This window comes from Kitasatospora sp. NPDC018058 (assembly GCF_044327205.1).
Lineage (GTDB): Bacteria > Actinomycetota > Actinomycetes > Streptomycetales > Streptomycetaceae > Kitasatospora.
This window is the reverse complement of the sequence record NZ_JBIRFA010000021.1, coordinates 119,066-134,163: the sequence shown is the minus strand read 5'-3', so window position 1 is coordinate 134,163 and position 15,098 is coordinate 119,066. Positions and strand designations below refer to the sequence as shown.

At 72.8% G+C, this 15,098-nt stretch carries 11 protein-coding genes; 6 read left to right on the top strand and 5 right to left on the bottom strand.

Annotation, left to right across the window (positions count from 1 at the left end; all coding sequences use genetic code 11):
- Window positions 1-31 precede the first annotated feature (31 nt).
- Entirely contained in the window at window positions 32-427 is a 396-nt protein-coding gene (locus ACH4E7_RS27970) for a hypothetical protein (protein WP_396251817.1), read from the bottom strand.
- Between the two features lie 298 nt (window positions 428-725).
- Window positions 726-1,307, bottom strand: coding sequence for a TetR/AcrR family transcriptional regulator (locus tag ACH4E7_RS27965; RefSeq protein WP_396251816.1), 582 nt, complete (start codon window positions 1,305-1,307; stop codon window positions 726-728).
- 129 nt (window positions 1,308-1,436) lie between these two features.
- Here ACH4E7_RS27965 and ACH4E7_RS27960 point away from each other — a divergent pair, with 129 nt between their 5' ends.
- The 4 genes from ACH4E7_RS27960 (at window position 1,437) to ACH4E7_RS27945 (ending at window position 6,456) form a co-directional block, all read left to right on the top strand.
- On the top strand, window positions 1,437-2,309 hold the full coding sequence (locus ACH4E7_RS27960; RefSeq protein WP_396251815.1) for a carboxymuconolactone decarboxylase family protein: 873 nt from the start codon (window positions 1,437-1,439) through the stop codon (window positions 2,307-2,309).
- Between the two features lie 165 nt (window positions 2,310-2,474).
- Window positions 2,475-3,368, top strand: coding sequence for a DUF1906 domain-containing protein (locus tag ACH4E7_RS27955; RefSeq protein WP_396251814.1), 894 nt, complete (start codon window positions 2,475-2,477; stop codon window positions 3,366-3,368).
- Window positions 3,369-3,656: 288 nt separating this feature from the next.
- Window positions 3,657-5,564, top strand: coding sequence for a protein kinase (locus ACH4E7_RS27950; protein WP_396251813.1), 1,908 nt, complete (start codon window positions 3,657-3,659; stop codon window positions 5,562-5,564).
- Window positions 5,565-5,613: 49 nt separating this feature from the next.
- Window positions 5,614-6,456, top strand: a complete 843-nt coding sequence (locus tag ACH4E7_RS27945; protein ID WP_396251812.1) for a hypothetical protein — start codon at window positions 5,614-5,616, stop codon at window positions 6,454-6,456.
- 286 nt (window positions 6,457-6,742) lie between these two features.
- Here ACH4E7_RS27945 and ACH4E7_RS27940 read toward each other — a convergent pair whose 3' ends face one another.
- A complete protein-coding gene (locus ACH4E7_RS27940) occupies window positions 6,743-7,705 on the bottom strand; it encodes an alpha/beta hydrolase family protein (RefSeq protein WP_396251811.1) in 963 nt (320 codons plus the stop codon).
- Between the two features lie 253 nt (window positions 7,706-7,958).
- On the opposite strand from ACH4E7_RS27940, the gene ACH4E7_RS27935 reads away from it, so the two are divergent.
- Complete coding sequence (locus tag ACH4E7_RS27935; protein WP_396251838.1) at window positions 7,959-8,549, top strand: TetR/AcrR family transcriptional regulator; 591 nt, start codon at window positions 7,959-7,961, stop codon at window positions 8,547-8,549.
- Between the two features lie 931 nt (window positions 8,550-9,480).
- Window positions 9,481-13,008: a tetratricopeptide repeat protein gene (locus ACH4E7_RS27930; protein ID WP_396251810.1), complete on the top strand. Its 3,528-nt coding sequence runs from the start codon at window positions 9,481-9,483 to the stop codon at window positions 13,006-13,008.
- Window positions 13,009-13,092: 84 nt separating this feature from the next.
- On the opposite strand, the gene ACH4E7_RS27925 is transcribed toward ACH4E7_RS27930, so the two are convergent.
- A complete protein-coding gene (locus ACH4E7_RS27925; RefSeq protein ID WP_396251809.1) occupies window positions 13,093-13,689 on the bottom strand; it encodes an NUDIX domain-containing protein in 597 nt (198 codons plus the stop codon).
- Window positions 13,686-14,930 (bottom strand): NUDIX hydrolase, encoded by a 1,245-nt coding sequence (locus ACH4E7_RS27920; protein WP_396251808.1) that lies wholly within the window; start codon window positions 14,928-14,930, stop codon window positions 13,686-13,688. Before ACH4E7_RS27920 ends, ACH4E7_RS27925 begins: the two co-directional genes overlap by 4 nt.
- Window positions 14,931-15,098: the final 168 nt, after the last annotated feature.

Below are 15,098 nucleotides of genomic sequence, written 5' to 3'. Positions count from 1 at the left end.
CGGCCGCCCCCACTACGGTGTCATTCGGTGCCTACCTGCCGTCCCGGCGCAGTTCCTCGAACAGCGCGGACTGGCCCTCCAGGAGGCTCTCCAGGAACCGGCCGTGCTTGGTGAGCGTGCTGCTCTGGGTTTCCAGGGCCTGGGTCTGCGCTCGCAGGAGCATCGTCTGCTCCGCCTGGTCGGAGACCATGACGCCGACGGCATCGGCGAGGCTGGTCATCGACTGGGGCTGCTCGGCCTGGTTCGCACGGACGGCGTTCGGCACCCGGGTGCGCTCGGGCGCCGAGGAGCGGACCCCAGCGCCGTCACGGTCGGCCGGCGCCGCCGGCGCGCGGGTCGCCGCGGACTCCTCGCGCAGGCGGTCGACTTCCGCTTCCAGCGCCGCCAGCCGTGCCCGCAGGTCGTCCAGCTCGCCCTTGTTCTTCACTGTCCCGTGCCCTCCCCGGCCGTCCACGGCCCTTGACGTGCTGCTTCACCCTAGCCAGCGACCTGCCCTACGGGCGAGGCCGTCCGACCGCTCAGCGACCCGAGCGCCCCTCACGCGGCGGCGGCCGGCAGTCCGCTGTGGTCGAGCAACGCGTGGAGCCGCTCGACGGGCGGCGACGGATCGGCGGCGACGCCGCGCAGCCACAGCTCGGGGAGGGGCGAGGAGGACATCGGCGCTGGTGGCAGCGATCGAGGTACCCCGTCGGCACGGGCCGTCCTCTGCCGTGGGTCTGGGGGTGTCAGGCGGGGCGCAGGCCTTCCAGGACGGTCTCGACGAGGAGAGGACTGCGTAGGGTCTCCTCGGGTCCGGCGCCGAGCAGGATCCGGTAGTAGACCGGGGCGTAGAGGATGTCGACCATCGTGCGGGTGGGCAGGTCGGCCCGGAGTTGGCCGGCGGCCACAGCGGCGTCGAGGCGGCGGACGCACCGCTGGATCCGGGGTTCGAGGAAGGTGGCGCGGAGGGCGGCGGCGAGGTCGGGGTCGCTCTGGGACTCGGCGATGATGCCGCGGTAGAGCGTCCCGGTGTCGCCGGTGAGCATGGCGGCGACGGCGGTGAGCTGGGCGGTGAGGTCGGCGGCGATGTCCCCGGTGTCGGGGAAGTCCATGGAGTCGCCGATCCGGTCGTTGACGGCGTCCAGGGCGATCGCGCCCTTGGACGGCCACCAGCGGTAGATGGTCGGCTTGCCGACGCCCGCGGTCGCGGCGATGGCCTCGATGGTGGTCTTGCCGTATCCCTTGGCCCCGGCGACCTCGAAGACGGCGTCCAGGATGGCGCGGCGGGCGCGTTCGCTTCGGCGTTCGGGTTTCGGCTGGGGGGTCATGGTCCGAGTCTAGCCCAGGCGTGACGTTACGTTTCGTTTTGACAGTGGACGTGGATCGTCCTAGCCTCATGGCGTTACGGAACGTTCCGTAACGTCTAATCCTCTTCACGAGCCGCAAGGAAGACCGCCATGACCGCTGTCGCAGCCCCGTCCCTGTCCGTCTCCTCGCCCGCGTCCACGCCCGCCTCCCCGTCCACCGACCGCTTCTCGCGGGGCCATGCCCTCCTGTGCGAGATCGCGGGCCCCGGGGGCTCGGACATCCTGAACGGCCTCGGCGACATAGCCCCCGACCTCGCCCGGCTGACCGTCGAGTTCGGCTACGGCGATGTGTACGCCCGGCCCGGCCTCACCCTCGCCCAGCGGCAGCTGATCAACGTCGCCGCCCTGACCGCGCTGGGCACCGCGGCCCCCCAGCTGCGCTTCCACATCGACGGCGCGCTCAACATCGGCGTCGAGCCGGCCCGTATCGTCGAGACGGTCCTCCACATGGCGGTCTACGCCGGGATCCCGGCGGCGCTCAACGGCATGGCCGTGGCCAAGGCCGCCTTCGCGGCCCGGCCGGAGCTCGACTTCACCCCTGCGCGAAGCGACACCGACGGCACGCGGACGCTCGGCGAGCGGCACGAGCGCGGGCTCGACGCACTCGCCCGGGTCGACGGGGAGGCCGGGGAGCGCGTCGTCGCCTCGCTGGCGGACATCGCCCCGGTCCTGGCCGACTACATCGTCGACTTCGCCTTCGCCGACGTCTACTCGCGTCCCGCCCTCGACCTGAAGACCCGTGAGCTGGCCACCGTGGCCGCCTGCACCGCGCTCGGCACCGCCGCCCCGCAGCTGCGGGTCCACCTGCACGGGCTGCTCAACGTCGGCGGCACCCGGGAAGAGGCGATCGAGACGATCGTCCAGATGGCGGTCTACGCGGGCTTCCCGGCCGCCCTCAACGGGATCGCGGCCGCCCGCGAGGTGTTCGCCGAGCGCGACGCGGCAGGTCGGGCGGGGGAGTAGGCGCCATCAACCGGGAACGGGCATTCGACGGCCACCCCTTGCGGAGTACTGAGGCGCCGTCACGACCCCAGGTGGGCGGGCCGAGGATGCGGATTCCGGGTGAACGGCTGCGACGCGTCGCCACGATGGCACGGGAGGCGCGCGGTGGACGGCTAGGACGGAGGGATGCGCCTTCTGCCTCCGACCGCCCTCCTGGCGGCTTCGCTCGTCATGTTCCCCAGTGCCGTCCACGGGCACGCGCCCGACAGGTGGGAGCCGGCCGCCGTACGGGCGGCCGCACCTTCACCCGTCCGTCCCGCGCCCCTCGCCGCGCCGCCCGCCGGTTCCGCGGACCCGCTGCCGGAGTACCGGTTCACCGGGGTCGGGTTCGACGCCTGCTCGGCCCCGTCGGAGGAGGCCCTGTCCGTCTGGAGCACCGCCTCGCCGTACGGTGCGGTGAACATCTACAGCAGTGGCAGCCAACGCGGCTGCCAGCAGCCCCGGCTGACGCCGCAGTGGGTCGCCGCGGTCCGGGCGATGGGGTGGCAGCTGGTGCCCACCCACGTCGGTCTCCAGGCGCCCTGCGCCGAGCGCCCGGACAAGCCGCTGCGGATCGACCCGGCCCGGGCCGAGGAGCAGGGCGGGCAGGAGGCGGGGGCGGCGGCGGCGGCGCTGCAGGCGCTCGGGCTGGGTCCGGGCAGCCCGGTGTACCTCGACATGGAGGCCTACCCGACGGGCGACGCGGTGTGCAGCCAGGCGGTGGTCGACTTCACCGTCGGCTGGACCCGGGCGCTGCGGGCGGCCGGGTACCGGTCGGGCTTCTACTCCAGCATGGACTCCGGCATCGCGGACATCGTCGCCGCCGCCCAGGCCGGCCGCGCCCCGATGCCCGACGCGATCTGGTACGCCCGCTGGGACCGGCGCCCCACGACCAGCGGGCAGGCCGGGCTGCCCGACGACCTGTGGGCCGGCCACCGCATCCACCAGTACCGGGGCAGTGCCAACGAGACGTACGGAGGGGTGACGCTCAGCGTCGACCGGGACGAGCTGGACGGCCTGGTGGCCGGCGGGGCGGCCTGAACCACGACGGACCTTCCGGGAAGGGCCTCGACCGACCCACATCCGGAGCGTGAACCACCGGATCATGCAGGGCCGGATCACCATGCTCTCCTGAGCCCGCACCGCCGTCGCGGGAGCTGAGACGAAGCCGAATGGTTGGGACGCTGTGCGAATCACCCGAATCGTGACCTCCCGGACCGGCGGGCCCGCGACCCGCTGTTCACGGGCTGCGTCCCAGCCGGCGGCCGCGGTGCCGTAAGGTGCGTCGCCGCGAAGCCGAGCAGGCAGTGACGGGAAGAGCGCAAGGCGATGGACGACAGACAGACCGAGGGCGACAGACCGGCCCGGGACGGCATACCGGGCGGGGACGACACGGCACCCGCCGCGGGCGGTGCCCCGGCGCCCGGGGGCGAACACCCCTGGGAGCTCCCGGACTACCTCCACGAGCGGGAACTCGGCGCCGGTGCGAGCGGCCGGGTCGTCCTGGCTCGCCACCGGGAGACCGGCACCCCGGTGGCGATCAAGTACCTGCGCGCCTCCGCCGGAACGCCCGCGCTGCGCGCGGAGGCGCAGGTCCTCGCCAGGATCGACTCCCCGCACGTCACCCGGCTCTACGAGTACGTGGAGGGGGAGCGGGGCTCGGCCATCGTGATGGAGCTGGTGGACGGGATCGCGCTGCGTGAGTTGCTCCGCGCGGAGGGCGCCACCACCGCGGAGGCCGCCCTGGTGGTGCTGAAGGGCTCGCTGCTGGGTCTGGCCGCCGCCCACGCGGCCGGCGTGGTGCACCGCGACTACAAGCCCGCCAATGTGCTGGTCGACACGACCGCCACGTCGAAGCTGGTCGACTTCGGCATCGCGGTGGCCAGCGGCGACGACCGCGACGTCTCCGGCACCCCCGCCTACATGCCGCCCGAGCAGTGGGCCGGCCGGCCCGCGTCCCCGGCAGGTGACGTCTACGCCGCCACCGTCACGTTCTTCGAGTGCCTCACCGGCGCCCGCCCCTACGCGGGCACCACCATCGCCGAACTCGCCGTCCAGCACACCGAGGCCCCGATCCCGGCCGAGCTGGCCCCCGACCCGGTCCGGCCGCTGATCCTGGCGGGCCTGGCCAAGGACCCGCAGGCCCGGCCCGACGGCGCGGCCGCGTTCGTCGAGGAACTGGAGGCGGTCGCGGCGGCCGGCTACGGGCCGCAGTGGGAGGAGAAGGGGCGCCGTGATCTGACGGCCCTGGTCGCCCTGCTCGCGTTGCTGCTGCCCGGCGCCCAGGGCGGGGCCACCGGCGGCACCTCGCTGGCCCACACCGCTCTGGGCGGCGCCGACGGCTTCTCCGGCTTCTCCGGCACCGAGATCAGCGCCGTCCCGGCCGCCGACACCCTCCCGGCCACCGCCCAGCGGACCCTGACCCGCCGTGGTGCGCGCCTGGGCACCCGCGGCAAGGCGCTCGTCGGCGTCGCGGCCGGCGCCGTCACCCTGGCCACGCTGGCCGGCGTGGCGATGGCCGGGGCCGCCGACGGCGGTGCCCGTACGGTCGTCGGCGGCGCCTCCCCGGAGGCGACCACCAGCCTCGCCGCGCACGACCAGGCTGGCCCCTCGCCGACGCCGAGCAGCGCCGACAGCCCAGGCCCGACACCGTCCGCCTCGGCGGACCCGACGGCCACCGCGCCGACCACCCCGGGCACCCCGAGCGGCAGCGCCTCGGCCGCGCCGACCGGCAAGACGGCCCCGGCACCGGGCGCGCCTTCCGCCGTCCCCGCCACCGGCCCGGCCCCCGCACCGCCCGGCCCCGCCGGAGCGCCGTCGGCGCCGCCCGCCGCCCCCGCCCCCACCCAGGCCGGGCCGAGCCCCGTGGCCAGCCCCTCCACGCCGAGCCCGACCGTCGCCCCCGCCACCATCACGGTCAGCACGGTGAACCTGGACTCCCTGGTCTGCGGCGGCCGCTGGAGTCTGACCGCCACGGTCACGGTGGCCGCCCAGGGCGCCGCCACCGGAACCCTGACGCTGAGCTGGTACCACAGCTCGGGCGGACGCGCGGTCACCGTCGCCACCGACACGGTGGCGGTCCAGAACGGCCGCGCCACCATCACCCGCACCCACGACTTCGGATCGGCCGACACCTTCCCGACCTGGGGGGTGCGCATCGGCACCACCCCGGCGGCGGCACAGCCGGGCCGGACGTCGGCCGAGATGAACGCCTTCCTCTGCAACCCGCCCCGCTGACCCTGCCGCGCCTGCCGGTCCGTCACCCGTCCATCGTCCTGGAGAAGCCATGCCCACGCCCCGTCCCGACTCCGCCCCCGCCCCGGGCGCAGACCAGACCGTCCGGCTCGGTCCGGGCACGGGCGACGGCGAACAGCTCCGTCTGGAGCCCGGTTCGGCGGGGGAGGCCCGGACCGTCCGGCTGGACCGCGGCGCACCGGATCCCGAGGCCACGGTTCGCCTCGACGGCCACGAGGCGGAGAGCGCGACCTTCCTCGACCCCCGGGTCTGGGGCAGCGCGCCGCGCCCCACCCCGCCGTCACCCGGGGCGGACGCGGACGCCGCCGCCACGGTGCGGCTCGGCGCCACGTCCGCGTCCGGCACGACCCCCGTCGATGCCACGCCGGACGAACAGCCGCTCGCCTCGGGGGAGTTGCGCCGCTTCGGCCCCGGCGTCCCGCCGCAGGCCGCCGCCGCATGGCGCGGCGAGACGGCACCGGAGGCGCCGCAGTCACGACGGCCCCGCCGGATCCAGCGGTGGCTGGTACCGGCGGCCGTGCTCCTGGCGATCCTGGCGCTCCTGTTCTGGCGCCTGCACACGCCGGCCCTCGCCGTCACCGCCGCCGACGTGACCACCGACCCGGCCGGCCCCGGCTGCGCCGGCACCGCCGTGATCACCGCCGCCGTGGAAACCAACGGCGGCAGCGGCACCCTCCGCTACCGCTGGCTGCGCAGCGACGGCACCACGTCCGCCGAGATCGTCCAGGACCTGCCTGCCGGCGCCCACCACACCGACCTGGTCCTGCGCTGGACCTTCGAAGGCCATGGCTCACTCCAGGCCACCGCCACCCTGGAGATCCTCTCGCCCGCCCCCCGAACCGCAGCCACCTCCTTCGCCTACCACTGCCCCTGATCCCCCGCCGGGGGGCGGGGGATCAGGCCCGCGGTGTCCAGCCGTCGGCGCCGGGAGCTCGCCGACGACCGGATGGTTCACGGACCGGCGCCGGTCGACGGGGCGATGACGGGGGATCTCCGTGGTGGTGTTGCTCGCTCTCGTCGGTGGCGGCGTCGCCCGCCTGGGCGGTCCCGAGGGTCGGGACCGCCCTTCGCCGTACGGGTGGAGCCGGGCGGCGGTGAGGTGCCGTCGGACGCCGGTGACGACGGCTCGGACCGTCCGGTGGCTGAGGCCTGCGGGCGGGCTACTTGGACTCGACCCGTCCGATCGGGTCGGCGCCGGCCGTCAGTGCCTCGCACGCGGTCTGCCAGGCGCGGTCGCCGGGGTGGAGTTCGGTGCGCAGGTAGGCGGCGGTGAGGCGGGCGAGGGCGGCGACCCGTTCGGGGTTCTCGTCCGTGGTTTCGGCGGCGTCGTATCCGGCGATTCCGCCGAGTCCGTGCTCCGCGTCGAACAGGGTGAGCAGGGTCTTGCGGCCGGGGGCGAGGGTGTAGGGATCGGCGTGCCAGTCCGGACCCATGTCCGTGAAGTGCCGGGGGTCGTCCTTGTCGCCGGTGACGACCAGTGCGGGGGTGGCCATGGTGGAGAAGTCGATGCCCCGCAGGATGGGCCACTGTTCGGCCATGGGGCCGTTCTGGACGTCGCCCCTGCCGGGCGCGGCGAGGAGGACGCCCGCCTTGATCCGGTCGTCGGCGAGGTGCGCTCGTTCCCCGGTCCCGGGGTCGGTGAGCCGGGCGCCGAGCAGCAGGCTCGCGGTGAAGCCGCCGAGTGAGTGTCCGGCCAGGGCGACCTTGGTGTGGTCGATCCGCCCGGCGAGCTGGGGCACGGCGTTCTCGATCGCGTCGAGCCGGTCGAGGATGTGCGTCATGTCCTCGGCGCGGGAGCGCCAGAAGTAGGGGGCTCCAGGGGCGTCGGCGACCAGGTGGGTGAGGGTCCTGGAGGTGAGGTGGGTGGGCTGGATGACCACGAATCCGTGGGCTGCCCAGAAGTCGACGAGCGGCGCGTAGCCGTTCAGTGAGGAGAGGTTGTTGGAGGGGCCGTGGCCGTGGGAGAGGAGGAGGACGGGGAGGCCGCTTCCGGTCACGGGTGCGGAGACGCGGATCCGGAGGTCCACGGGTCGTCCGGGAGCGGGGAGGACGAGCGGGCTGAAGGAGAGGACCGGGACGGGCGTGCCCAAGGTGTCGGCGGTGGTGACGGTGGATGTGCTCACGATGTGGGTTCCCTTTCGGAGGCGCCGGCCGTTCGCCGGCCTTGTGCGACCGGCCGTTCACCGGCCTTGTGCGACCGGTCGTTCGCCGGTCTCACGCGGCCGGTCGTCGGGCTCCTGTGACCGGCGGCGGACAGGGCGATCTGCGGCGGCCGGTTCGGCTAAGCTGAAGCGGAACGCTGCTCCACTTAATATCCGGATCAGCGCTCCGTTTTGTCAAGCGGCGTCGAAGGAGCAATAGGTGTCGAAGGAGAACGTGAACCCCGCCGAGGGCCCCGCCGGGGAGCCGTCGACCCCCGGCAAGCGGGCCGACGCCCAACGCAACCGGCGGACGGTGCTCGCCGCCGCCGCCGAAGTGTTCGTCACCTCCGGCGTCGACGCCCCGATCCGGCAGATCGCGGCCAGGGCGGGCGTCGGGATGGCCACGATCTACCGCCACTTCCCGACCCGGGCGGATCTCGTCACCGCCGTCTACCAGCACCAGATCGAGGCGTGCGCCGAGGCCGGCCCGAACCTGCTGGCCGACGTCGACTCCCCGTTCGACGCGCTGCGCCGGTGGATCGACCTCTTCGTCGACTTCCTGGTCACCAAGCACGGACTCGCCGACGCCCTGCAGTCCGACAGCGACCGCTTCGCCGCGCTGCACACCTACTTCCTCGACCGCCTGCTGCCCGTCTGCGCCCAGCTGCTCGATGCCGCGGTCGACGCCGGCGAGATCAGGCCCGGTACGCAGCCCTACGAGCTGATGCGCGGCATCGGCAACCTCTGCATCGGACGCGACACCGACTCCCGCTACGACCCCAGGCGCTTGGTCGAACTGCTCCTCCAGGGGCTGCGGCGGCCCTGACCGGCCTGTCGGCGACACCCGACTCGTCCAGACGCGGGGGTAGCCGCCGGCCGGCCGGCGGCTACCCCCCCACGACTCGACTGCGGCCCGGCATCTCGGCGTTGAGGACCGTTCCGCCCAGACTGAATCAGGCCTGTCCAAGGACGTCGCCACGCGCCTGCGCAACTCGTTCCAGCAACCCGGCAGCAGGGGCGTCACCGTCCTCGCGCCGCCCGCCACCGCAGCGGTCGGCGGGCGGCGCGGCGGTCCGCAGCGCTGTCGAAGTCCTGTGAGCGGCCGAACCGAGCGTGCTCGCGGACGAGCTCAAGGAGATCGATCCACCTGCCTACGACAACCACATCGGCTACGTCCGGGCCGACTCCCTCGACCGATGGCTCCGGTAGTCACCCTCCAGCCCCACAACGCCCGAGCCATCACCCTTCGTGAGCGTCGTGTCGAGCCGCCTCCGTTACCAACCGGCCGCCGCACGGATCGGGCAGCGGCCGGCCCCAACCGCGCAGGAACTGCTCCCGGGGTATCGGCTACGTGGCGGTGTCGCGTTCCATCCCGTGTCCGGCACTCGGCCGGCTTCCGCCGCTTCCCGGGGGCTGCTCCACCCCCGCGGAGTCGGCCCGTCGGTATTCCGGGCCTCGGGAGTGTCCTGGACCAGGATGCCGTGCCTCCGCATCACGATCTCGATGTTCCCGTTGCGGGACGATGCCACGGCCCTCTGGCGCAGGCGAATGTCGGACACCTCAACCCTCTCTACCGCTATCCGAGTTCCAGCGGAGACGCCCCTCGAACGAGTTGGGCCCCGGCTCCTCCGGGCGCAGTCGGACCAGGCGTGCCACCCCGCAGAGAGGATCATGGTCGGCGCGCCTGTCATGGAGCTAACATGCAGCGAAGATCGGCTTTGGGGACGGGCTGCCCGGCCCGGTAGGGGGATTGAGGGATGCAGTTCAGCGTTCTCGGCCGACTGAGCGTTCACGACGGATCCGAGAAACTCACCCTCAGCGGTCCGAAGCTGCGCGCACTGCTGGCTGTGCTGCTCCTGCACGCGAACCGGCCGATCGCGACGGATCGGCTCCAGGACGTGTTGTGGAGTGAGAACCCACCGACCTCGGGCGCTGCCGCCGTGCACAACCTGGTGGCACGACTTCGCCGCGCGCTGTCCGACGACACGGGCCAGCGGCTGTCGGTGACGCCGCTGGGCTACCTGCTCAAGGTCGCCGACGGCGAGCTGGACTGCCAGGTCTTCAAACACCGTTTGGCCCGGGCCCAGGCCGCGTTCATGGACCAGGACTGGGACGCCGTCCGCCGTGAAACGGCCGCGGCGCTGGAACTGTGGCAGGGAGAACCCCTGGCCGAACTGGCTGACCTCGATGAGGCGCGGGCGCCGCGCGAACACTGGCGTGAAGCCAGGCTGCAGGCCCTGGAATGGCACTTCGACGCCCAGCTGAACCTCGGCCGGCATCAGGGAATCAGCGCCGATCTCGCGGCCCTGACCGCGGAACACCCCTTCCGGGAGGCGTTCCACCGGCAGCTGATGGTCGCACTCCACCGCACCGACCGCGCCGCAGAGGCCCTGGAGGTCTACCGAGCCCTGCGCAACGCTCTCGTCGACGAACTCGGCATCGATCCGAGCCGGGCGACCCAGGACGTGCACCAGGAGATCCTCAGTTCCGGTGGAACCTCCGGCAGCCCTTCCGGTGGCCCCTCCGGAAGCCCTTCCGGCGGCCTCTCCGTGCCCACGCCCCGGCCCACCCGGGACGCGCCGTCCGGGACGGCCTCCGTAGTGAGCGCCTCCTTGCCGCGGGACATCTCCTCCTTCATCGGGCGCCGCGAGGAAATCGATCTGGTCCTCGCGACGTGCCGGGCCGGCGCCGCGACGGGCGGAGTCGTGGGGATCCACGCCGTCGACGGCATGCCCGGTGTCGGCAAGAGCGCCTTCGCCGTCCATTGCGCCCACCGCCTGGCCGCCGACTTCCCCGACGGCCAGATCTTCATGCCGCTGCACGCCCACACTCCGGGCACACCGGCCATCGAGCCGACCGACGCCCTGGCCACGCTCCTGCTGGCGACCGGGGTGACGCCACAGCAGATCCCCTCCGATCTGTCAGCCCGGGTCGGCCTCTGGCGCACTCAGGTGGCCGGCAAGAGGATGCTGGTGCTGTTCGACGACGCCCGCAGCAGTGAGCAGCTGAAGCCCTTGCTCCCCGGGACCTCAGGAACCCTGGTGATCGTCACGAGCCGTCGCAGGTTGGTGGACCTTGAAGACACCGTGCCCATCACGTTGAACGTCCTGCCCCCGCAGGATGCCGCCCGGCTCTTCACGGCCAAGGCCGGTCGAGCCGGTCTGCTCCCCGAAGACCCGTCGGTCGTCGAGACGGTACGCCTGTGCGGGTACCTGCCGCTGGCCATCCAGCTCACGGCGGCTCGCCTGCGCCACCATCCGTCCTGGTCGGTCGCCGACCTGATCTCGGACCTGACCGCCGCCGCCGGCCGCCTGGCCACCCTCCATGCCGAAAGCACTTCGGCCGCCGCCGCCTTCGACCTCTCCTACCGGCACCTCTCTTCCGACCTGCAGCGGCTCTTCCAGCGGCTCGGCCTGCACCCGGGCAACGACTTCGACGCGTACACCGCCGCCGCGCTGGACGACACCGACCTTCCCACGGCCCGCCGGCTGCTGGAGGTACTCGAAGACCACCACCTGATCGACGAGCCGGTGCGGGGCCGCTACCGGATGCACGACCTGATCCGCGAGCACGCCCGCGCGCTGGCCGACGCCAACGAGCCGACCGCCAACGAAGCCGCCATGGACCGGCTGCTGGACTACTACCTGGCCGCCGCAACCGCGGCCAACCGGCCCCTTGCCCGCCACACCCCCGTTCCCGCCCCCGTTCCCACCGCCGGCCCGGCGACGCCGATCACCGTGCCCGACCTGTCCACCGTCGCCCTGGCCAACACCTGGCTGAAGGCCGAACGGGCCAATCTGCAAGCAGCCGTGGAGTTCGCCGCCGCCCACGGTCGCTCCGCCCACGCCGTCCGGCTGCCCGCGGCGATGCACGAAGGTCTGCGCAGTCAGGGCCACTGGCAGCAGGCCCGTTCACTGCACCAGATCGCCTTCGACACCGCGCTGCGCACCGGCGACCGGCAGGGCCAGGCCGACGCCCTCACCAACCGAGGCATCATCTGGCAGCTCTCAGGGCAGCTGGAACCCTCGGCGAAAGACCTGCTTCGAGCCGTGGACCTGTACGACGAGCTGGGCGATCGGCACGGCCGGGCCAACGCGCTGACCAGCATCGGCCACACCCGGCATCTCGCCGGGCACTTGACCGAGGCCGTCGAGTGCCACCAGGAGGCTCTGGTCAGCTACCGGGAACTGGGTGACCGCCTCGGCGAGGCCAACACCCTCATCAGCCTGGGCCATGTGCTCATGCTGTCCGGCCGCTGGACGGAGGTCGGAGAGCACCTTCAGTCCAGCTTGGAGTTGTGCCGCGCGCTGGGCAACCGTCTCGGCGAGGCCAACGCGCTCTATTGCCTGGGCATGATCAGGGAGTTGACCGGCCCGTTCGAGGTGGCCGTCGCCAACCACCGGGAGGCGCTGGAGCTCTACAGCGTTCTGGGCAACCGTCTCGGCCAGGCCAATGCGCTCAGCGGCCACGGCAACGCCGAGCGCCTCACCGGCGACTTCGAGGCGGCGGAGTCGAGCCATCTGAAAGCCCTGGAACTGCACCGCGCCATCGGCAGCCGCCAGGGTCAGGCCAACACCCTCAACTTCCTGGTTCTGCTCCGGAGGGACACCGGTCGCTACGCGGACGCCGTCGAGAACATCCGCGCCGCCCGCGAGATGTACAGCGCGGGCGGCGACCGGCGGGGAGAGGTGATCAGCCTTGCCTACCTGGGGTGCGTCGAGCAGCGGACCGGACAGCACGAGGCGGCTGCGACCACCCTCCGGGAAGCCGTGCGCAACTTCCGGGAGCAGGGCTTCGCGCTCGGTGAGGCCCGTGCCCTCGCCCATCTGGGCGATGCTCAGCTTTCGCTGGGCGAGTACGAGGCCGCGGCCGAGAGCCTGGGGCTGTCCCTGAGCATGTGCCGGGAGATCCAGGACTCGGGCAGTGAGGCGGAGTCCCTCAACCTGCTGGGCAAGCTCCTGTCCCAGACCGGCCGCTGGAGGGTAGCCCGCACCCACCACACGAAGGCACTCGAGATCGCCCGGGCCATCACGTACCCGCTGCAGGAGACACACGCGCTCGAAGGCATCGGGGACAGCCTCCGCCGGGAGGGGAACACCCGGGAGGGTGAGGCACACCTGCGTCAGGCGCTCACAATCGCCCAGAGGCTCGGTACACCCGACGTCGAGCGCATCCGGGCAAGCCTTCGGGCCGTGCATGCGTGGCCCCCACACACAGCCTCGATGCAGTCGGAGGAGCGCGCAGTACCCGTCGATCGGCCCGGGACGGCGCGCCTTCCCGGGTGATTGGTCGACAGGTCACCGAGCGCCACGGCGAGTACTCCGACGGCCAGGAGCGGGACGACGGGGCTGAGTTCTGGCGGCTTCTCCTCACGGCGTCGTCTCCCCGTGCAGCCCCAGTGGATCCTCGACGAGGTGGACCGGTTCGGTGACCGCGGCCGCGTAGGCGGAGCGGGCGATGACGTACGGGCCCATGGGAAGCTCGCCCCACTCCTCGCGGAAGGGCTGCCGGAAGGAGGACCAGGTGACGGTCTCCGCCGTGGTGGTGATGACCGTGAGCAGGGGCCAGCAGCCCCAGATCCCGCAGGAGCAGCCCAGAACCGGAGTGGTGCCGGCGTAGGCATCGGCGACGGCGCGGAAGAAGAGTTGGAGACGGCCGCGCCCGTCGTCGGCGTCGAGGTGGTGCAGCGTGTGGACGAGTTCGAGGTCGTCCTCGACGAGGGTGATGCCCAGTTCCTCCTCCGCCTCGCGCGTCATGGAGCGGGTGACGGGCTCGCCCCGCTCCATGTGCCCGGCCGGGAGGTGCCAGAGGCCGGCGGCGTAGCGGGTGTTGCGGCGCCGCCCGAGCAGCACGGTGCCGTCGTCGGCCAGGACGAGGTGGACGCCGACGATCAGGGTCAGCGGGTCCGTTCCGGGCGTGCGGGGTGTCGTGCCGGCCGGGCGGCCGGTGTGGTCGAGCTGGGTCACGAGGTCCTCCCGGTGGACTGGTCGGCCGCCGCGGCGAGTAGCGGCAGGTAGTGGTGCAGGTAGGGCGGGACCTTGAGGTCGAGCACCTCATCGAGGGGGACCATGCGCACGGCCAGGCCCTCGTCACCGAGGCGCAGGTCGCCGTCGGGGCCGTCCCAGACGGCATGTAGGACGCGGGTGAGCGGGAGGCCGAGGTCGTGGTGCGGGTCGGGGAGGGTCCGCAGCCCGGTGATCTCGATGCCGGCCTCCTCGCGGACCTCGCGCACCGCGCTCTCCCGGGCGCTCTCGTCGGCCTCGCGCCAGCCGCCGATCGGAGTCCAGTAGCCGGGCCAGGCCATGTCCGGCCGGTCTTCGCGCAGGTGCATCAGCAGTCGACCCGCGCGGTCGGTGACGAAGACCAGGACGCCCTCGAAGTCGTCGCCGTCCCGGGTGGGGCGCTCCAGGTAGAGCGGGACACCGGAGCGGTGGGCGCGCAGCACCTGCCGGAGCCGCTGGTAGTGGGCGGGGGTCATCCGGGAGCGCCAGTCGTGGGCCGTATCGAACCGGAACTCGGTGTGCTCGGCCGGATCGAGGCGGATCCGGGCCTGCTGTTCGGCGGTGAGGACGCCGCCGTCGAAGACGTATCCGCAGACGGGGAGGGGGTACTCGGTGCCGGCCTGCTCGTGGATGACGGCGACCAGGCGCCGCCGGGCGATGACCTCGGGGTTCTCTGCGGCGAGGTCGAGGCCCAGTTCCTCCTGGGCCTCGCGCAGGGCGGCGGCGAACGGGGTTTCGCCGTGCTCGACGTTGCCGCCGGGGAGGTTCCACACACCTGGGTTGATGGCGGAGCGCATTCCGAGGACGCGTCCCTGGGGGTCGGTGACCAGGAAGCACCCGTAAGAGCTGGGCCGGGCGATGGTGGTGACGTACCCACCGACCGGGCGCCAGCCGGGGAGGGCCAGGCGGCCGGTGAGCCATTCGATCACCGTGCGCTGACCGTCGCTCGTCGGCGGCAACTGGTCGGCAGTCGCCCACTGATGGCCATCGTGGTCCGGTGAGAGGACGATCGGCGTGCCGTCCGGCACGACGGCGGTGAAGACGAACTGCCGCACCCGCAGGCCGCGCTGGTTGGTGAAGTCCAGGCTCCGCGCGTACTCCAGTGGCAGGCCGGTGAGCCCGGTCTCCTCGGCCAGCTCGCGTGCCGCGCCGGCCGGTACGGGTTCGCCGTCCTCGCGACCGCCGGCGTTATGAACAGTTCGCATGTCTCAGGCCTTCGGCTGTCTCAGTGAACAGTGTGGTTGACCCTGTGCCTCCTGGTCCGGCAAGGCCCACCCTGCTGTCTCAATCGGCATCGAAGATTTTGCCCCTTCGTGATCCGAGATCCAGCGAAACCAGTCATGCGCCGAGACGGACCGGCAGCGGGAGGAAGC

Excerpts from the sequence above, each read along its gene's own strand:
- ACH4E7_RS27965 (WP_396251816.1), bottom strand. The coding sequence starts at position 1,307 with ATGACCCCCCAGCCGAAACCCGAACGCCGAAGCGAACGCGCCCGCCGC.
- ACH4E7_RS27920 (WP_396251808.1), bottom strand. The coding sequence starts at position 14,930 with ATGCGAACTGTTCATAACGCCGGCGGTCGCGAGGACGGCGAACCCGTA.
- ACH4E7_RS27950 (WP_396251813.1), top strand. The coding sequence starts at position 3,657 with ATGGACGACAGACAGACCGAGGGCGACAGACCGGCCCGGGACGGCATA.
- ACH4E7_RS27930 (WP_396251810.1), top strand. The coding sequence starts at position 9,481 with ATGCAGTTCAGCGTTCTCGGCCGACTGAGCGTTCACGACGGATCCGAG.
- ACH4E7_RS27945 (WP_396251812.1), top strand. The coding sequence starts at position 5,614 with ATGCCCACGCCCCGTCCCGACTCCGCCCCCGCCCCGGGCGCAGACCAG.
- ACH4E7_RS27955 (WP_396251814.1), top strand. The coding sequence starts at position 2,475 with ATGCGCCTTCTGCCTCCGACCGCCCTCCTGGCGGCTTCGCTCGTCATG.
- ACH4E7_RS27960 (WP_396251815.1), top strand. The coding sequence starts at position 1,437 with ATGACCGCTGTCGCAGCCCCGTCCCTGTCCGTCTCCTCGCCCGCGTCC.